This window comes from Sinorhizobium fredii USDA 257, assembly GCF_000265205.3.
GTDB lineage: Bacteria > Pseudomonadota > Alphaproteobacteria > Rhizobiales > Rhizobiaceae > Sinorhizobium > Sinorhizobium fredii_B.
On the sequence record NC_018000.1, the window covers coordinates 3,722,512 to 3,741,700 of the forward strand.

Below are 19,189 nucleotides of genomic sequence, written 5' to 3' on the forward strand. Positions count from 1 at the left end.
CTTTTTGGCTGGGCGGCGCAGTTCGGCCGCCTCTTATGAGCAATCGCGAATGTGACGATTCAGCAACACATTTATTACTATGGTTCGCTAGTATCCGGTCCGTGTTGGATATGTCCATTTCCCGCCACAAAATGGGAGCAGCGATATTAGCGACAGACGTGCGAGTGCCGTGTTTGCGTTTGAGGTGAACTGAGTTTGTGTGCCGCCGAGACATCCCCTAGCAACTGGCGCTTTGCGCGTGGTCGGACCGATATCGATCGCGGCAAGGCTGACGCGCGCGGCAAGCGAATGAGCCGACCGGCGTCGCTGCGAGAGAGCGCTCGGACGACACAGGGCATGGTCGATGTTGTGGATGGTGCTTGGGTCGGCGTAGCCGGCCGGAACGGAAGAAACTGATTGTGATGCGCACGGGTGAATTCAAGTCGCTTAGGGTGGCGGTACTGGGCATGTCACTGGCGGTTGGCGCCGCCGCCGGGCCGGCGCGAGCCTTCGATCCGTCCGCGGGCGTGACGAAGGAATCCGGTCCGTTCGCGCTCTTCAAGTTCGGCTTCTCCGCCTACAAGAACGGCCGCAAGGACGAGGCGGTCGAGGCCTATCGCTACGCCGCCGAGAAGGGCCATACGGGGTCGCGCTGGGCGCTTGCCAATATGTACGCCTATGGCGACGGAGTCGCCGAGAACGATCTCGAAGCATTCAAGATCTACAGCGAGATTGCCCAGCAGGGCGTCGAGCCCGGTTCGGAAGATACCGGCTATTTTGTCAACGCGCTGATCGCGCTTGCTGGCTATTACCGGCGCGGCATTCCGGACAGCCCGGTAGCGGCGGACCTGCCGCAGGCAAGACAGCTTTATTTCCAGGCGGCCTCGACGTTCGGCATTGCCGAGGCGCAGTTCCAGTTGGCACGGATGCTGCTTTCGGGCGAGGGCGGCACGGTCAATGTCCAGCAGGCCAAGAAATGGCTGAACCGGGCGCGCAAGAACGGCCATGCCGGCGCCATGGGCGTTTTTGGAAACGTCATCTTTCAAGAGGGGCAGACGGTGCGCGGGCTCGCCTACATGACGGCGGCGCTCGACCAATGTTCGCCGAAGGACAGGCTATGGCTCCAGTCTATGCAGGAGCAGGCCTTCTCGCTCGCGACCGAGGACGACCGCCGCGTCGCAATCGCTATGGCGCAGAACATGCATCCGCAGGCCGACGAGTGAGCGGGCCGAGCCGGCTCCTATAACGTCTCCGACCGGCATGCAGCGAGGCGGACGCCTCGCTTTTCGATTCTCTAGCCTACTCAGAAAGCAAATTGGGCGGCGACCGGCACATGGTCGGACGGCTTTTCCCAGGCGCGGACATGCTTTTCGATCGATGTCGATACGAGCTTGTCGGCCGCCTCGGGCGACAGCATCAGGTGGTCGATGCGGATGCCGAAATTCTTCTGCCAGCATCCGGCCTGATAATCCCAGAATGAATAGAGCGGCACTTCGTCCGTCGTGGTGCGAACGGCGTCGGTGAGGCCGAGATTGCGCAGCCGCCGGAAGGCTGCGCGCGTCTCGGGGAGGAAGAGCGCATCGTTGCGCCAGACATTGACATCCCAGCAGTCATGGGCCTCCGGAATGACGTTGTAGTCGCCGGCGAGGATGAGCGGCTCCTCGAGCAACAGTCTCTCCTTGGCGAAGGACGCGAGCCGCTGCATCCATCCAAGCTTGTAGGGGTATTTCTCCGATTCGACCGGATTGCCATTCGGCAGATAGAGGCAGCAAACGCGGATCGCCCCGCCCGCAATGGAAAAGACGCCTTCGATGAACCGTGACTGCTCGTCGGAATCATCGCCCGGCAGTCCGCGGTTGACTTCGTCCGGACGCAGCTTCGAAAGCAGCGCGACCCCGTTGAAGCCTTTTTGACCGTGCGTCTCGATGTGGTAGCCGAGCGCCTCGATCTCCTCCCTCGGGAAGGTGTCATCGACCGACTTGATTTCCTGCAGGCAGGCGATATCCGGGTTCGATGCCTTGAGCCAGGCAACGAGGCCATCGAGCCGCGCCTTGACGCCGTTGATGTTCCAGGTGGCGATCTTCATGGGGCCGCATCTGCCTTTCTTTTATGGTCTCGCTTTGGCGCCGAGTCGTTGTAGCGGCTGCCATTTCTTTTGACAAATCCGATAGCTGCAACATTCGCTTCGCTGGGAGGTGATCGGCAACGGGCCGAATTTTCCGTGCGTTCGCATAAGGAAATGCAGCCGTCGGTGGCGGAATTGATTCCTCATTCGGTCCGTCTATAGTCCCGCGCATGATCGCGTTCATCGAGAATTATTGGCCGCATTTCCTGGCGCTCCTGTCGTTCGCACTGGGCGTGCCGGCGATCATTCATGCGGCCATGACGAAGGACGATGTACGCGCTGCCGCCGGTTGGGTCGGCGTCGTCCTGCTTTCGCCTGTAATCGGGGCAGCCATCTATGCGGTTGCTGGCATCAACCGCATTCGCCGCTCCTCGATCGGCTTGCAACGCTCGCTGCTGCGCACGAGCGGTCCGGATCCGCTTCTCGGTTTCGATGTCACGGACGAAAACGTTGCGGTGCGATTCGGACAGCGATTCGCGGCGATGAAGATCCTCGGCGACCGGGTGTCGCGTTTCGCGATGTCGACCGGGAACCACATCGCCATGCTGGAGGGCGGCGACGACGTCTACGGGGCGATGCTCGAGGCGATTGCTGGCGCTCGCCGCAGCATACTGTTCGAAAGCTATATCTTCGATCGCGATCAGATCGGGCTTCGTTTCGCCGATGCACTGATCGCCGCGGTCAAGCGCGGCGTCAGCGTGCGGGTGCTGATCGACGCGGTCGGTGCTCGCTATTCCGTGCCGAGCATCGTCAGCTATCTGCAGGAAGGAGGGGTCACGACCGCAGTCTTCAATGGCAACATCATCATGGGCCTGAGGCTGCCCTATGCCAATCTGCGGACGCACCGAAAGATCGTCGTCATCGACGGTGGGGTCGCCTTTACCGGCGGCATGAACATACGGGCGGGCTTCACGACGGAGATGGCCGGCATCGCCGCTTCGTTCGACACGCATTTCCGCGTTACCGGACCGATCGTTGCCGACATCTTCCAGGTGGCGGCCGAAGACTGGCAGTTCTCGAGCGGAGAACTGCTCGGGGGCGAAGCCTGGGGGCTGGCCGACCTTGAGGAGCGGGGCGATACGCCATCCGTGCTGATGCGAGCCGTTCCTTCGGGACCTGACAGCACCAACGAGACCAACCATAAGATGCTGATGGGGGCCTTCTCCATTGCGCGCAAGCACATCCGGGTGATGTCGCCCTATTTTCTTCCCGACAGGGAATTGATCAGCGCGCTGGTGACGGCTGCGCGCAGAGGCGTCGAAGTCGATATCATCGTGCCGGCTGTCAACAACCTGACCCTCGTGGATCGTGCAATGACCGCGCAATTCGACCAGGTGCTTGAAGGTCACTGTCGCGTGTGGCGGGCGAAAGGCAGCTTCAACCATTCGAAATTGGTCGTCGTCGACGGTCATTGGTCCTATGTCGGCTCGAGCAACCTGGATCCGCGCTCGCTCCGCCTCAATTTCGAATTCGATGTCGAGATTCTCGACGAGGATTTTGCGAGGACGATCAGCGACAAATTCTGCGCGGTACGCGAGTCGGCCGCGGAAGTGACGCTCGCAAGCCTTGACGCGCAGCCCTTGCTGAACCGACTGGCGAACCGCCTTCTTTGGCTCGGTTCGCCCTATCTCTAGCACTTGGGGATGGGTGGAGGAGGTCCTCTAGACCGAGAAGCTTGTTCCGCAGCCGCAACTTGCGACGGCATTCGGATTCTTGATCTGGAACGACTGGCCGAGCAGATTGTCGACGAAGTCGATTTCCGAGCCGCCCATATAGACCAGCGAGAGACTGTCGATCAGCACCTTGGCATTGCCCTTTTCGAGGACGAGATCGTCATCGTTCTCCTGGTCCACCAGGTCGAACTTGTAGGAGAAGCCGGAACAGCCGCCGCCTTCGACGGAGACGCGCATCGCCGTCTTGTCGTGTTCTGTCTGAAGTATCGTGGCGATGCGCCTGGCGGCCGCATCCGAAAGCGTCACTGTTTCCTGCATCATGTCTGGCCTCCTGCCGGGGTCAAGAACCGGAGAGATTCGTTAGCGTTCTGGCGTTACAATTGCTGCGCTTGAGAAGCGAGCCGCGGGGTGTCCCGGTCATTAAGCGGCGACTCCCTCGTCGCTTTCCTGCAACGCATACTATAGGTATGAAGGCTTGAATGTCCCGTCAATGGGACTGCATCGCAGGTGTGAAATGGCTTTCGACACAAAGGCCCTGGGCTTCGGTTATGGTGAGCACGCAGCTTTCGCTTCCAATCCTTGGGCGTCGCGCGGCAGGCTCTATCCCGAAACCTCCAGTCCGACGCGTTCCGATTTTCAACGCGACCGCGACCGCATCGTCCATACGACCGCCTTCCGTCGCCTGAAACACAAGACCCAGGTGTTCATTGCCGCCGACGGCGACCATTACCGCACGCGTCTCACGCACACGATCGAAGTCGCGCAGATCGCGCGCGCCTTGGCACGGGCCTTGAAGCTCGACGAGGATTTGGCCGAAGGGGTGGCGCTTGTCCACGACTTCGGCCACACGCCGTTCGGCCACACCGGCGAGGATGCGCTGCACGAGATGCTGAAGCCCTATGGCGGCTTCGATCACAATGCCCAGTCGCTGCGCATCGTTACGAAGCTCGAGCGTCGCTATGCGGAATTCGATGGCTTGAACCTCGCCTGGGAGAGCCTCGAGGGCCTGGTCAAGCACAACGGGCCGCTGATGACGCCGGAAGGCGAGGGAATCCGCGGCCCGGTGCCGCAACCGATCCTTGACTATTGCGCCGTCCACGATCTCGAACTGGCGAGCTTCGCCAGCCTCGAAGCCCAAGTGGCCGCAATCGCCGACGATATCGCCTATAATACCCATGACATCGACGATGGATTGCGCGCTGGCTACCTGACGCTCGAGATGCTGGAAGAGGTTCCGTTCCTGGCCCGGGTGATGCGCGAGGTGCACGACCGTTATCCCGCCTTGGAAACCAGCCGCTTCACCCACGAGATCATGCGCCGGCAGATCACCGCGATGGTCGAGGACGTCATCGGCGTCGCCCAGACGCGTCTGCGCGAAGTTCGCCCCAAGAGCGCCAGCGACGTGCGTAACGCCGGCCGGGTCATCGCGACCTTCTCCGAGGAGATGAGCGAGACCGACCGGCAGATCAAGAACCTGCTGATGACGCGCATCTATCGTCACCCGGAGGTCATGCGTGTGCGCCAGGCAGCGGCATCGATCGTCACCGATCTCTATCGGGCGTTCATGGCCGACCCGCTGTTGATGAATGAACACTACTGGATCGACCAGATCGCCGGGATGGCCGAGCCGGCCCGAGCGCGCCATGTGGGCGACTATCTCGCCGGCATGACCGATACCTTCGCGATCAGCGTGCACCGGCGCTTGTTTGACCACACGCCGGATTTGCGGTAGTGACGCGCCGCGCGGAGGCTGCAGGTTCCCTACGGACCCGGCCTCCTTTTATAGTTTTGCGCCATTTTCCAGTTGGCCTGGAAAGAGCGGATGGATCAGATGAACCTTTTCACAGACTTCGAATCAAGAATTAAGAGAATTCTGGAATCGCTTGATATCGTTCGTGAAAAGCGATCCGAAATCGACTTCGGACGGGTTAGCATAGAGCCGCCGCGCGATCCGAGCCACGGCGATGTTGCGACCAACGCAGCGATGGTTCTCGCCAAATCGCTCGGCACGAACCCGCGCGCCCTTGCCGACCTTATCGTTGAGAAGTTGCGCCAGGACCCGGAGGTGGTGGAGGTCACCGTTGCCGGGCCGGGATTCATCAATGTCCGGTTGTCGGTATCCTATTGGCAGAAGCTTCTTTCGGCGATGGTTCGGGCAGGGACGGATTTTGGACGCAGCACAGTCGGCGCCGGGCGGAAGGTCAACGTCGAATATGTTTCGGCGAACCCGACCGGGCCGATGCATGTCGGCCATTGCCGTGGCGCCGTCGTCGGCGACGCCCTGGCAAATCTTCTCGCCTTCGCTGGCTATGACGTCGCCAAGGAATACTACATCAACGACGCTGGCTCGCAGATCGACGTGCTCGCCCGCTCGGCATTCCTGCGCTACCGGCAGGCACTCGGTGAGGAAATCGGCGAGATTCCGGCAGGGCTTTATCCCGGCGATTATCTCGTGCCGGTCGGCGAGGCGCTTGCCGACGAGTTCGGCACGAGCCTGCGGATCATGCCGGAAGACAAATGGATGCCGCTCGTCAAGGAGCGCGTGATCGACGCGATGATGGCGATGATCCGCGAGGACCTGGCGGCGCTCAACGTCAACCACGATGTCTTCTTCTCCGAACGGACGCTGCACGACAACGGCGCGGCGCGGATTCGCACGGCGATCAACGACCTGACCTTCAAGGGCCATGTCTACATAGGCACGCTGCCGCCGCCGAAGGGCCAATTGCCGGAAGATTGGGAAGACCGCGAACAGACGCTCTTCCGTTCGACCGAGGTGGGCGACGACATCGACCGGCCGCTCATCAAGTCCGACGGCAGCTATACTTACTTCGCCGCCGACGTTGCCTATTTCAAGGACAAGTTCGACCGCGGGTTCCACGAGATGATCTACGTCCTTGGCGCCGACCACGGCGGCTATGTCAAACGCCTGGAGGCGCTGGCGCGGGCAATATCCGAGGGCACGGCGAAGCTGACGGTACTGCTGTGCCAGCTCGTCAAGCTCTACCGTAACGGTGAACCGGTGAAGATGTCGAAGCGCTCGGGCGAATTCGTGACGCTGCGCGACGTGGTAGACGAAGTCGGTCGCGATCCGGTCCGGTTCATGATGCTCTACCGGAAGAGTTCGGAGCCGCTTGACTTCGACTTTGCCAAGGTAACGGAACAGTCAAAGGACAATCCGGTCTTCTACGTTCAGTATGCGCATGCGCGTTGCTGCTCGGTCCTCCGCCAGGCAAAAGAAGCTTTCTCCGATCTCGATTTGGCTTCGATCGATCTTGCCGGTGCAGTGATCGGGGCTATCGTTGATCCTGCCGAACTGCAGCTCGTCGCCAAGCTCGCAGAATATCCGCGCGTCGTCGAGGCTGCAGCACTCTCGCAGGAGCCTCATCGAATCGCTTTTTACCTGTATGATCTTGCTGCAGCCTTCCACGCACTCTGGAACAAAGGTAAGGAAAATCCGGAATTACGTTTTGTTAACGATAAGAACAGACAATTGAGCATTGCCAGACTCGGGCTGGTGCATGCTGTCGCCTCGGTATTGAAGTCGGGTCTGTCTGTTACGGGCACCTCGGCACCGGAAGAGATGCGGTAAGTAGTGTCACCATTTCCCCACAATGCGCTGGCAATTCAACGCAGGCAGTTGTGAGTGGAAACTATGGCAGACAAACAATTCGCACGAAGCGGGCCGGCAGAAGTCGATAGATTGGCCGATGATGATCCGTTGAGCGAACTTGCCCGCATTGTCGGTTACGATGCTCGGCCAGCAGTTCAGCAACTGCAGGAGTTGCAGCGGCACCAGGAGGCGATCCGGCGCGATCCGACTTTTGACCTCGAAGACGAGCTGCTGCGCGCATTCGACAGCTACGACGCCCCGCGCGCGGCGCCGGTTCACCCCGACAGCGGGCTCGTCGAGCATCCGGCCGCCAACGCGTCTGCCGGCACGCGTGCCGAGCCGGTGCTGGAAAGCCAAGAACCTGAAGGCGCTGAGCCTTCCGCGCCGAACGTCGAACCCGTCGACGAGGTGGATTACGAGTCGGTAGCGTTGTCCCCGGCTTCCGAAGACCAGATCGCCAACGACCACCAGACGGAAGTTGTTGCGACGCAGGACGTCGATTCCACGGTCGACCTGGAACGCGAACTCGAGCTGTCGCTCGGCTACGAAGATCTGTCGGCGGAGCCGGCACACCGCGTCGATGCGGTGGAATCCGGTCCGCAGGCCGAGACGCCGGAGCTGCCGGCATTCGAAGACTGGCAGGAGCCGCTTGCCTCCAGGCTCGCTGCCGCCGGCAAGGCTGCCGAGCGCGCGAATATCGCGGAACCGGTCTATCTCGATATGGCCGGACCCGATCTACCGCAGGAGGCAGCCGTCACCGAGGCGATTGCCGCGCATGTATCGCCGCCGATGCCGTCCGAGCCGGCCGCTTCGGACCATGTCGATCGGCTGCTCGCCGATGTGGAGCGCTTTCCGGTAATGCCGATCGTCGCGGCAGGCGCTGCGGTCACAACCGCGGCGGCGCAGGCGGCGTCTCCGGCCCCTGTCGCAAAAAAGAACACTTATCCCTTCACGCCGACGTTCAGCCGCGCGACGCCGGTCGCCTCGAGCGCCGGTCCGTCTCAGCAGCGAGCCTTCGCCACGCCGATGTCGGCTCCGGAGGCGGTGAAGACACCGGTCGCTTCGGTCGTCCCGCCGGAGGCAGTCGCCGAACCGGAACCGGAGATCGCGCAAAACAGGCTGCCGCAGGGTGAGGCCGAGCCGAGCTTCGATCTCGATGATTTCGAGTTGGAACTCGCCGACATTGCGCTGGATATGGATATGTCGAAAGACGATGAGCCGCAGGCAGTTGCAGAAGCGCCGCCGGTGGTGGGTCATCCTGCCTTGGTCGAGCCGGCTGCTCAGCCGTTCCTGCAGGCACTCGCTCCGGCGAGCGAGCCGGAACCGCGTCGCGAACAGGCACCGGCGCCCTTAGTTGCTCAAGCGCCTGCGGTCACCGAGGTTGAAGAGACAACGTCCGAAAGTCCGCTGCCTTTCGATCCCGCCATGATCGGCGAGATGGAAAGCGGTGTCGCACCGATCGCCGATCTCGATGTCCCGCAGCTGCCGTCACTGGAGGCCGAGGAGAAGCCGGTTTCCTACCCGGGTGATTTCGACCTGGACATCGACGCGGAAATGGCACAGCTCTTCAGCACGCCGGCTTCGGCTGCAAAGGGCGGTGTGCGCTCCAACCAGGCAGACCTCGCGCCCGCAGCGCACGCCGGATCAGCGGGCAACGGCGGCGCCCCGCTCGCTTCGCTCAACGATTTCGAAGAATTCGAGAAGGCGATGGAAGAGGACTTCCAGCGGTCGATGTCGGAGCGCCGAAGCGCGGCGCAAGACGCCGAGGGGCTGGCGGCAATGCCGCGGGCCGAGGCGGACGACTTTGTTGAACAGAGCTACGGCCGCCGTTCGCAGGCCACGATGCTGCTCGCCGCAAGTGTTGCCGGTGTCATCATCCTCGGGGGTGCCGCCGTCTACGCCTGGATGGGCGGGAGCAGCGCGGTCCTGTCCGGCGACGGCCCCAAGATCATCCTGGCCGACAAGGACCCGGTTAAGATCGTGCCCGAACAGAAGGGCGGCAAGATGGTGCCGAACCAGGACAAGGCGGTCTACGACCGGGTGGCGGGCGACCAGAGCAATGCGCCGCGCCAGGAAGCCCTGGTCTCCTCGACGGAAGAGCCGATGGACGTGGTTCAGAAGACTCTGACACCCGAAACCCTGCCGCTTGAAGGCAGTGACGACGGCGATGCGTTGCCCGGAGTATCCCCCCCGGACGAGGAAGAAGTCGCACGCCTGGCGCCCGATGCGCCTGCGGACGAAGCTGCTGCCGAGCAGGAAAGTGCTCCGGCCGTCGCGCCGCGCAAGGTTCGGACGATGATCGTCAAGCCGGACGGAACGCTCGTTCCTCGTGACGAGCCGGCCGCCGAAGCCGACAACGCCGTTGCGGCTGCCACTCAGCCCATCCCTGCCAACGCTTCGGCGGAAGCGGGCGCTTCCGGCTCCAAGGGCAAGGCGGCGGTCGCGGTTGCTGCAGGCGAGCTGCGCGCCGTCGCAGAGCTGGCCGCTCCCGCCGAGAAGGTTGCGCTTGCAGCGCCAAGCGAGCCGGCCCAGAACGAGGTTGCTCCCGTCCGCAGCGTCAAGACGACGGCCGTCGGCAGCGAACCGGTCCCGCAAGCGCGCCCCGCGGCCGAAGCTCCGGCCGCTGCGGGGCCGAGTGCGGCGCCGCAAACCCAGGCGGCCACGGAAACGGCAGCTGCGCAGCCCACCGCGCCGCTGGCGACCGCGTCCGTCCCGGCCGGCAGCTATGTCGTCCAGATTGCCTCGCTGCCTTCCGAGGCCGAGGCGCAGAAGAGCTACAACAGCCTAGCGGCCAAGTTTGCGAGCGTCATCGGCGGTCGTGGCGTCGATATCCGCAAGGCGGAAATTGCCGGCAAGGGTACCTATTACCGGGTGAGGATACCGGCCGGCTCGCGGGATGAAGCGAATGCGCTTTGCTCGCGCTACAAGGGCGCCGGCGGAAGCTGCCTCGTGACGAAGTAGTTTCAAAAAGCGTTCAGGGAACAAAGCGGGCGCGGCAGGAATGTCGCGCCCGTTTCGTTACTGCATGTTCCTTAAGTCGTATCGATTTAAGGAACATGCAGCGATTCAAAGTGCTACAGCGCCGTGCGTCTGATAAGGCGCACGGCGCTGTAAGGCAGGCGTTTGCCTGTGCACGGAGATGCCCGGCGTCGGTTTGCGGCTTCGCGGTTCGGCAGCAGGATACTATGATCGACTTATGAGCGAATCAAAGGCATTCATCTCGGGCTGCAAAGGCCTTTCCCTGACGGCGGAAGAGCGCAGCTTCTTCGCCGGCGAACGCCCCTGGGGCTTCATTCTGTTCGGCCGCAACATCGGTGAGGAAGAGCAGATTTGCGATCTCGTCGCGGCCCTGCGCGACAGCATCGGCAATCCGAAAGCACCGGTCCTGATCGATCAGGAGGGCGGCCGTGTCCAGCGCATTCGCCCGCCGCTCGCGCAGCAATATCCGAGCGGTGCGGCCATCGGCGAGATCTACCGACGCGACGATCAGATGGGGCTGCGCGCCGCGTGGCTGCTCGGACGCCTGCATGCGTTCGATCTCATGCGCTTCGGCATCACGGTGGATTGCCTGCCGGTCCTCGACGTGCCGGTGCCCGGCAGCCATGACGTCATCGGCAACCGGGCCTATGGACACGATCCGGCGACCGTGACGGCGATCGGCCGTGCGGTGAGCGAGGGCCTGAAAGCCGGCGGCATGTTGCCGGTGATGAAGCACATGCCCGGCCATGGCCGCACCTTCGTGGATTCGCATCACAATCTGCCGGTGGTCAACGCCTCGCTGGAGGAACTGAAGCGGGTCGACTTCCAGCCTTTCGCCGCCATGAAGGACGAGGCAATGGCCATGTCGGCGCACATGGTCTTCATGGCGATCGATCCGGACAATCCCGCGACGACGTCTCCAAGGGTCGTGCGGCAGATCATCCGCGACTATATCGGCTTCGACGGCCTGTTGATGTCCGACGATGTGTCCATGAACGCACTTGCAGGGGATATGACAAGCCGCGCCCGCGGGATTATCGGCGCAGGGCTTGATCTGGTCTTGCATTGTCATGGCATTATGGAGGAAATGAAGGCCGTCGCCGATGTGGTGCCGGTTCTCGCGGGCGATCGGCTGCGCAGGGCCAGCGCGGCCGAGGCTGCCTTCCGGCAGCCTGATGGTTCGGACGAAGACATATTGCGAGCGGAGTTCAATGCGATGTTCTCGCTCGTTTAAGAGCTGATGAGCAAAGGCGGCTCCGGCCGCGCCGGGGGGCATGGTGGCGATGGGTTCTGACGAGAGGCAGGGACAGCCTGCGGCAAAGGCGCCGATGGAGCCTTTGTGGCAGGAGGAATCCGCCGATCGCGGCCTTCACGAGGAAGAGCTCGTCGTCGACATCGGCGGCTTCGAGGGACCGCTCGATCTGCTCCTGCATCTTGCCCGCAGCCAGCGCGTCGATCTTTCCCGCATCTCGGTTCTGGCGCTTGCCGAACAGTATATCGCCTTCATCGAGCGGGCGCGTTCCATCCGTATCGAGCTTGCCGCCGATTACCTGGTGATGGCGGCGTGGCTTGCCTATCTGAAATCGCGCCTGCTGATCCCGCAGCAGCCGAAGGACGAGGGGCCCTCCGGCGAGGAGATGGCTTCCGCCCTCGCATTCCGGCTGAAGCGCCTCGAGGCGATGCGCGATGCGGCGACGCGGCTGGTCAACCGCAACAGGCTGGGTCGCGATGTCTTCGCGCGCGGCGCACCCGAGCATCTCGTATCGGAGAGAAAGTCCGACTACGACGCTTCGCTTTACGACTTGCTCACGGCCTATGCCACGCTTCGGCAACGCCAGGCGATAACCCAGGTGACAATCGAGAAGCGCCATGTCTGGTCGCTTGCCGACGCGCGCCTGATCCTCGCCAGGATGGTCGGTGGCCTCGAAGATTGGACAGCCCTCGACCATTTCCTCATCCGTTACATGACGAGCCCGAAGGAGCGCGCAACGGCAATTGCGAGCTCCTTTGCCGCCTCGCTCGAACTGGTGCGGGAGGGACGTTTGGAAATCCGGCAGGAAGCCGCTTTCGCGCCAATTTATCTGAGGCGCGGGCCGAGGCCGATCGATGCTGCGACCCTGGCGGAAATGGAGGCAGCGCGTGGCTGAGGCACAAAAATATTTGCCCGGATTACCCGACGACGAGGAAGAGGTGGGCATTCTCATCGATCCCGGACTCGCGGAGGAGGCGGAGCGGATCGCCGAAGCGCTCGTCTTCGCATCGGCGCAGCCGATTTCAGAGACCTATATCGCCAGCCGGATACCCCGTGGCGTCGATGTCGGCCGGATCATGTCGCGGCTGAAAGCGTTCTATGCGAGCCGCGGCGTCAATCTCGTGCAGGTCGCCGATCACTGGGCCTTCCGCACCGCGGCCGATCTCTCCTTCGTCGTGCAAACGGACGAGCAGGAAGTCAAGAAGCTCTCCCGCGCTGCTCTCGAAGTGCTGGCCATCATCGCCTACCACCAACCGGTCACCCGCGCGGAGATCGAGGACATTCGCGGCGTGCAGACCTCCAAGGGCACGCTCGATGTGCTGATGGAGGCGGGCTGGGTGCGCTTTCGCGGCCGCAGGCGCACGCCGGGGCGGCCGGTGACGTTCGGGACGTCACGGGATTTCCTCGACCATTTCGGGCTGGAGGAAATCCGCGATCTCCCGGGGATCGAGGAACTGAAGGGCGCGGGTCTCCTGTCCGGTCGCGTTCCCTCGAACCTGCATATCCCGGTGCCCGTCGGCGAGGACGAGCTTTCCGACAATGAAGATCCCATCACCCAGATGGACCTTGAGGAACTGGGCCTCTTGACTCCGAAGGCTGAAGAAGACGATTAGAAATCCTGAGTGGGCGTATCGGCTTTAAAGCCGCTATGCGCGCCGATGCCTTCGGTTCAAGGAATGCAGGTATGGTTTCAGACACGCTCAACGGCGCCCTTGCGACGACGAGGCGGTCGGGCGTGTCGTTTGCCGCAAGTATTGCATTCGAAAACATCAGCCACCGATATCATTCCAAGGACACGATCAAGGGCGTCTCGCTGACCGCCGAAGCCGGAGAGGTGCTGTGCCTGCTCGGGCCCTCGGGCTCCGGCAAGACGACCTTGTTGCGTATTGCCGCCGGTATCGAGATGCAGACCGGCGGCCGTCTTCTGCTGAATGGCCAGGAAATATCGGGTCCTTCCGTTTTCCTGCCGCCGGAAAGGCGCGGCGTCGGGCTGATGTTTCAGGACTTCGCGCTCTTTCCGCACATGACGATCCGGGACAATGTCGGCTTCGGTCTGACCGCCTTGCCGAAGAAGGAGGCCCTTCTCCAGGCCGATGCAGCACTGGATCGCGTGGGCCTGGTTCATTACGCCGATCGCTATCCCCATGTGCTTTCTGGCGGCGAGCAGCAGCGGGTGGCGCTTGCCCGGGCGCTCGCCCCGCGGCCGGCGGTGTTGTTGATGGACGAGCCTTTCTCCGGCCTCGACTCCCGTCTGAAGGACTCCATCCGTGCCGACACGCTGGCCATTTTGCGCGAAACGCGGGCGACGGCGATCGTCGTGACCCACGACGCGGAAGAAGCGATGCGAATGGCCGACCGGATCGCGCTTCTGAAGGATGGCTGTCTGATTCAGGTCGGCACTGCCGACGAGCTCTACCGCAAGCCCCGCAACCTTTTTGCCGCGGGGTTCTTTTCCGAAATCAACGTGTTCGACGCGCGTGTGCGCGGCGGCCGCGTCGAAACGCCGCTTGGTGGCGTGCCTGCCGGAGAGTACAAGGAGGGGCAGCCCTTGAGCGTGGCCGTGCGGCTCTCCGGTGTTCAGTTGAAGCCGGAAGGCGGCGACATCCCGGCGCGCATCCTGTCGCGGCGCTTTCTGGGCGTGGTCGAGCTCCTCGAACTCGCGGTACCGCAGTCGGAACGGACGGTACGGGCCCGCATTCGCGCCGACCTGTTGCCGCAAGGATTGCGTGACGTCACGCTTTCCGTTAACGAGCGCGACATATTGGTGTTTGAAAAAGACGCCTCGACATCTTAGGTTCGGTCAGAACGACGGCGAGCTTTTAAGCGGCGCCTGAAAAATGACAACGTGATGGCTTTAAATCGATAAAGCCGCGAGGGAGTAAGTGGATGGGTTCGTTTAGCATCTGGCATTGGCTGATCGTTCTGGTGGTCGTGCTGCTGTTGTTTGGTCGCGGCAAGATTCCGGAATTGATGGGCGATGTTGCCAAGGGCATCAAGAACTTCAAGAAGGGCATGACCGACGAGGACGCCGCCTCGGCCGACAAGACGCTTGACGGCAAGACCGTCGAACACAAGTCCGACGAAGTCCGCTGACGATCGGAAAATGGCGGGATCGGGTGCGTAGGCGCCCGATGAGCCGCATTACGGGTTTGTAGGGCGCGTCGGATGCTTGATATCGGCTGGACCGAGCTTGTTGTTATTGCAATCGTCTTGATCGTCGTCGTGGGACCGAAGGACCTGCCGCCCATGCTGCGGGCTTTCGGACGGATGACGACACGGATGCGGGGCATGGCCTCCGATTTCCGCCGTCAATTCGATGAAGCGCTGCGGGAGGCCGATCTCGACGAGGTCCGCAAGACGATCAGCGACGCGCAAAGCCTCAATCCGACCACGGCGCTGCGCGACGCGATGAACCCGCTGCGGCAGCTCGGCAACGAGATCAAATCGGACCTGCAGAAGGCGACGACCCCCGACGCGCCGGCTCAACCCGCAACGCCCGAGCCTCCCGTAACGCCCGAACCTCAACTCGAGCCTGCGAGCGCGCCCGCAGGGGTGCCAGCGAAGCCCGTCGACACGGTGGCGGCCGCCGCGGTCGGGTCTGCGTCCCGGCAGATGGAACGTGCAGCCACGGATGAGGTCAAGGTGGCGGCGGCCAGTGAGGCGACGCCGAAGCGCGCCGCCAAGTCCAGGGCCGGAACCGCTGCGCAGAAGGCGCCGACCCAAAAGGAAGCCACCGACGGGGCAGCCCGGAAGAGGACCGCGTCTGCGGCAGCGCCGAAGAAGGCGGCTGCCAGGAAGACTACGGCAGGCGAAGGCGCGGTCGCTGTCAAAACCGATAAGACAAGCGCGTCTGCGCGCAAGAAAAAGGGTGACGCATGAGCGGCGACATCGAGGACAAGCCGCAGCCGTTGATCGAGCACCTGATCGAGCTTCGCGCGCGGCTGATGTGGGCGGTCGGCGCGTTCTTCGTCGCCTTTCTGGTCTGCTTCTATTTCGCCAAGCAGCTATTCAACCTCCTTGTCCTGCCGTTCAAGTGGGCGGTGAGCTGGGCTGGCCTCAGCCATCGCAACGTCGAACTGATCTACACCGCGCCGCAGGAATTCTTCTTCACCCAGATCAAGGTGGCGATGTTCGGCGCGTTGGTGATCGCCTTTCCGGTCATTGCTTCGCAGGTCTACAGGTTCGTCGCACCCGGTCTCTACAAGAATGAACGGGCCGCCTTTCTGCCGTTCCTGATTGCCTCTCCGCTCCTTTTCCTGCTCGGCGGCGCGCTCGTATATTTCTTCTTCACCCCGATGGTCATGTGGTTCTTCCTGGCCATGGAGCAGGGCGGCGGTGAAGGGCAGGTCGCGATCCAGCTCTTGCCGAAGGTATCGGAATATCTGAGCCTGATCATGTCGCTGGTGTTCGCCTTCGGGCTGGTCTTCCAGTTGCCGGTCGTCACCACGCTTCTGGCACGCGTCGGCTTCGTCACCTCGCAGGGGCTCGCCGAAAAGCGCAAATATGCGATCGTTATCGCTTTCGTCGTTGCCGCGGTGCTGACGCCACCGGATCCGGTTTCCCAGATCGGTCTTGCGCTGCCAGCCATCCTTCTCTACGAGATTTCAATCTATACGGCGCGACTCGTTGAAAGACAGCGGGAAGCTGAGGCACGCGCAACCGAGTCTGCCTCGTCGCAGGAAGGTTCTTCGGGGACGGTCGGGCCTGCCCAGGGCTGACGTTCTCGCGCCGTGACCTGACCAACGCGTGGGACGACTATGCTCGATATCAAATGGATTCGTGAGAATGCTGGCGTGCTCGACAGTGCTTTGGCGAAGCGGGGCGCGGAGCCGCTGTCCTCATCGCTGATCGCACTTGACGAGCGCCGCCGCGCGATCCTGCAGTCGTTGCAGGAGATGCAGTCGCGCCGCAATACCGCCTCAAAGGAAATCGGCGCTGCCATGGCGCAGAAGAACAGCGAGCTCGCCGAAAAAATCAAGGCGGAGGTCGCCGAACTCAAGGACGCCCTGCCGGCCGCCGAAGAGGAAAGCCGGCAGATCGAGGCCGAGCTCACGGATATCCTGTCGCGCATTCCGAACGTTCCGCTCGATGACGTCCCGGTCGGACCGGACGAGAGCGGCAATGTAGTTAAGGGGGTCGTCGGCGCCAAGCCCACGTGGAACCACAAGCCTCTCGAGCATTTCGAAATCGGCGAGGCCCTGGGCTTCATGGACTTCGAAGGTGCCGCACGCATTGCCGGCTCGCGTTTCACCATTCTGAAGGGTCAGCTTGCCCGCCTTGAGCGCGCGCTTGGCCAATTCATGCTGGATTTGCATACGCAGGAGCACGGTTACATCGAGGTGCAGCCGCCGCTGCTGGTCCGTGACGATGCGATGTATGGCACCGGCCAACTGCCGAAATTCGCAGAAGACCTTTTCCGCACCACGGACGAACGGTGGCTGATCCCGACGGCGGAGGTTCCGCTGACGAACATGGTGCGCGAACAGATCCTCGAGGGCGAGAAGCTGCCGCTGCGCTTTGCGGCCTTGACGCCGTGCTTCCGCTCGGAGGCGGGTTCGGCCGGGCGCGACACGCGCGGCATGCTGCGCCAGCACCAGTTCAACAAGGTCGAACTGGTATCGATCACCGATGCCGAAAGCTCTATCGAAGAGCATGAGCGGATGACCGCTTGCGCCGAGGAGGTGCTGAAACGGCTCGGTCTCCATTACCGGGTGATGACGCTCTGCACCGGCGACATGGGCTTCGGCGCACGCAAAACCTATGACCTCGAAGTCTGGCTGCCGGGGCAGGATAGCTATCGCGAAATCTCGTCCTGCTCGGTCTGCGGCGACTTCCAGGGGCGCCGCATGAATGCGCGCTATCGCACGAAGGAAGAGAAGGGGACGAAGTTTGTCCACACGCTGAACGGTTCCGGAGTCGCTGTCGGCCGTGCGCTGATCGCCGTCATCGAGAATTACCTGAACGACGATGGCTCGGTCTCCGTGCCTGAGGTCCTCATCCCCTATATGGGCGGCCTGCGACGCATCGAGAAAGCGGCCTGAGGCTCGGGCAAGCGAAAGAGACCGGAATGCGCATCCTGCTGACCAATGACGATGGCATTCATGCCGAAGGGCTCTCTGTCCTCGAGAAGATCGCGCTGACGATCTCGGACGACGTCTGGGTCGTCGCGCCGGAAGTGGACCAGAGCGGTCTCGCTCATTCACTGACGCTATCGGAGCCGTTGCGGCTGCGACAGGTTTCGGAGAGGCGTTTCGCCCTGAGGGGAACGCCGACCGACTGCGTGATCATGGCGGCGCGGAAGATCCTCGATCGCAAGCCGGATCTTGTCCTTTCAGGCGTCAATATCGGCGCCAACCTTGCAGACGACGTCACCTATTCCGGTACCGTGGCCGGCGCCATAGAGGGCACGCTGCAGGGGATACGGTCGATCGCCGTCAGCCAGGCCTACCAGCATGCGCTCGGTGGCGCCGTTTCGTGGGATGCGGCCGAGACCCATGCGCCCGCTTTGATCCGCACCTTGATGGATGTCGAGCTTCCCGGCGGAACCCTTCTCAACGTGAACTTCCCGAATTGTGCGGCCGACGCCGTGGCAGGCGTGGAAGTGACCTCGCAAGGCAAGCTCGAATTCGGCCTCAGCATCGACGAACGTATCGATGGTCGTGGCTTTCCCTATTTCTGGCTCCGCTTCGGCGAACGCTCCGGCGACTTCCGCTCGGGAACGGACATTCGCGCCGTGCGCGAAAACAGGATTTCGGTAACCCCGCTTAAACTGGATATGACCGACTATGCCGTCCAGGAGCGCCTGGCGCGCGCACTGCGGGAAGGGACTGGCGCTTGAACGGACGCGTTTCGCAGCAGGAAGGGTTGGCGGCCATGGCGCTGCGCCTTCGTTCCGCCGGCGTGGTCAATCACGATCTGCTCAAGGCCGTCGAGCAGACCCCGCGAAACAATTTCTGCCCCCCGCAGTATCAGGACGACGTCTATTCCAAGCGGTTGATACCGCTTGACTGCGGTTCGTTCATGGAAGGTTGCGACTTCGCCGTTCGCCTGCTGCACTGCCTCAATATCAAGCCGGGCCAGCGCATTCTGGAAGTCGGGACGGGCAGCGGCTTCACGGCGGCCGTGATGGGGCGTATCGCGGAACGCATTCTGACGATCGACCGGTATCAGACATTGGTGAGTTCGGCGCAGAAGAACCTCGAAAAGACCGGCATGCGCAATGTCGTCGTGAGACACGTGGACGGCAGTTCCGGGGTGCCGGGCGAGGGGACGTTCGACCGGATTCTCATCACTGCCGCCTTCAACAGCCTGCCCCGGATGTTTTCCGATCATCTCGTCTCCGGCGGCACCCTGTTGGTGCCGATCATGATGAGCGAGACCCAGTGCCGCATCGTGCGGGTCAGCCGGACAGGCAGCCGCTTCGATCGCGAAGATCTGTTCGACGCGCCTTATCTACCCATCGTGCCGCAGCTCGCTTCGTTTCTTTAGTGCATCGCTTCTAAGATCGTCGAAATCCCGCGTCGCGTTCGAAAATCAGCGTCGCGGCAGCAGGTGATTCTCGGCACCAG

At 62.5% G+C, this 19,189-nt stretch carries 17 protein-coding genes; 15 read left to right on the forward strand and 2 right to left on the reverse strand.

All coding sequences use genetic code 11. The annotated features are described in order from the left end of the window. Positions 1-401: 401 nt before the first annotated feature. Complete coding sequence (exoR, locus tag USDA257_RS17315) at positions 402-1,202, forward strand: exopolysaccharide production regulator ExoR (RefSeq protein WP_014764256.1); 801 nt, start codon at positions 402-404, stop codon at positions 1,200-1,202. Between the two features lie 80 nt (positions 1,203-1,282). Here exoR and xth read toward each other — a convergent pair whose 3' ends face one another. Then, positions 1,283-2,065 carry an exodeoxyribonuclease III gene (gene xth, locus USDA257_RS17320; RefSeq protein ID WP_014764257.1) on the reverse strand — a complete coding sequence of 261 codons (783 nt, stop codon included), beginning with the start codon at positions 2,063-2,065 and terminating at the stop codon, positions 1,283-1,285. 209 nt (positions 2,066-2,274) lie between these two features. On the opposite strand from xth, the gene USDA257_RS17325 reads away from it, so the two are divergent. Further along, a complete protein-coding gene (locus tag USDA257_RS17325) occupies positions 2,275-3,738 on the forward strand; it encodes a phospholipase D-like domain-containing protein (RefSeq protein ID WP_014764258.1) in 1,464 nt (487 codons plus the stop codon). A gap of 27 nt (positions 3,739-3,765) precedes the next feature. Here USDA257_RS17325 and erpA read toward each other — a convergent pair whose 3' ends face one another. Next, entirely contained in the window at positions 3,766-4,098 is a 333-nt protein-coding gene (erpA, locus tag USDA257_RS17330; protein WP_014764259.1) for an iron-sulfur cluster insertion protein ErpA, read from the reverse strand. 193 nt (positions 4,099-4,291) lie between these two features. Between erpA and USDA257_RS17335 the strand changes: the two genes are divergently transcribed. The 13 genes from USDA257_RS17335 to USDA257_RS17395 all read left to right on the forward strand — a co-directional run bounded on the left by USDA257_RS17335 (position 4,292) and on the right by USDA257_RS17395 (position 19,109). Then, complete coding sequence (locus USDA257_RS17335; protein ID WP_014764260.1) at positions 4,292-5,509, forward strand: deoxyguanosinetriphosphate triphosphohydrolase; 1,218 nt, start codon at positions 4,292-4,294, stop codon at positions 5,507-5,509. 99 nt (positions 5,510-5,608) lie between these two features. Next, positions 5,609-7,369, forward strand: coding sequence for an arginine--tRNA ligase (gene argS, locus USDA257_RS17340; protein WP_041415356.1), 1,761 nt, complete (start codon positions 5,609-5,611; stop codon positions 7,367-7,369). Positions 7,370-7,432: 63 nt separating this feature from the next. Continuing rightward, positions 7,433-10,351, forward strand: coding sequence for an SPOR domain-containing protein (locus USDA257_RS17345; protein ID WP_014764262.1), 2,919 nt, complete (start codon positions 7,433-7,435; stop codon positions 10,349-10,351). A 235-nt stretch (positions 10,352-10,586) separates the two neighbouring features. Then, positions 10,587-11,603: a beta-N-acetylhexosaminidase gene (gene nagZ, locus USDA257_RS17350; RefSeq protein WP_041415358.1), complete on the forward strand. Its 1,017-nt coding sequence runs from the start codon at positions 10,587-10,589 to the stop codon at positions 11,601-11,603. A 49-nt stretch (positions 11,604-11,652) separates the two neighbouring features. Beyond that, positions 11,653-12,516, forward strand: a complete 864-nt coding sequence (locus USDA257_RS17355; protein WP_014764264.1) for a segregation and condensation protein A — start codon at positions 11,653-11,655, stop codon at positions 12,514-12,516. Continuing rightward, positions 12,509-13,234, forward strand: coding sequence for an SMC-Scp complex subunit ScpB (gene scpB, locus USDA257_RS17360; protein WP_041414339.1), 726 nt, complete (start codon positions 12,509-12,511; stop codon positions 13,232-13,234). The genes USDA257_RS17355 and scpB overlap by 8 nt, the downstream gene beginning before the upstream one ends. 71 nt (positions 13,235-13,305) lie before the next feature. Further along, the gene (locus USDA257_RS17365; protein ID WP_014764266.1) at positions 13,306-14,415 is read left to right on the forward strand and encodes an ABC transporter ATP-binding protein; all 1,110 of its coding nucleotides are present in this window, start codon (positions 13,306-13,308) and stop codon (positions 14,413-14,415) included. Positions 14,416-14,507: 92 nt separating this feature from the next. Then, a complete protein-coding gene (locus tag USDA257_RS17370) occupies positions 14,508-14,714 on the forward strand; it encodes a twin-arginine translocase TatA/TatE family subunit (protein ID WP_014764267.1) in 207 nt (68 codons plus the stop codon). Between the two features lie 72 nt (positions 14,715-14,786). Further along, positions 14,787-15,500, forward strand: a complete 714-nt coding sequence (tatB, locus tag USDA257_RS17375) for a Sec-independent protein translocase protein TatB (RefSeq protein WP_014764268.1) — start codon at positions 14,787-14,789, stop codon at positions 15,498-15,500. Further along, positions 15,497-16,339, forward strand: a complete 843-nt coding sequence (gene tatC, locus USDA257_RS17380; protein ID WP_014764269.1) for a twin-arginine translocase subunit TatC — start codon at positions 15,497-15,499, stop codon at positions 16,337-16,339. Before tatB ends, tatC begins: the two co-directional genes overlap by 4 nt. Positions 16,340-16,378: 39 nt before the next feature. After that, positions 16,379-17,662, forward strand: coding sequence for a serine--tRNA ligase (gene serS, locus USDA257_RS17385; protein WP_014764270.1), 1,284 nt, complete (start codon positions 16,379-16,381; stop codon positions 17,660-17,662). Positions 17,663-17,688: 26 nt separating this feature from the next. Beyond that, positions 17,689-18,459, forward strand: a complete 771-nt coding sequence (gene surE / locus USDA257_RS17390; protein WP_014764271.1) for a 5'/3'-nucleotidase SurE — start codon at positions 17,689-17,691, stop codon at positions 18,457-18,459. Next, positions 18,456-19,109 carry a protein-L-isoaspartate(D-aspartate) O-methyltransferase gene (locus USDA257_RS17395; protein ID WP_041414340.1) on the forward strand — a complete coding sequence of 218 codons (654 nt, stop codon included), beginning with the start codon at positions 18,456-18,458 and terminating at the stop codon, positions 19,107-19,109. Before surE ends, USDA257_RS17395 begins: the two co-directional genes overlap by 4 nt. The last annotated feature ends 80 nt before the right edge of the window (positions 19,110-19,189 follow it).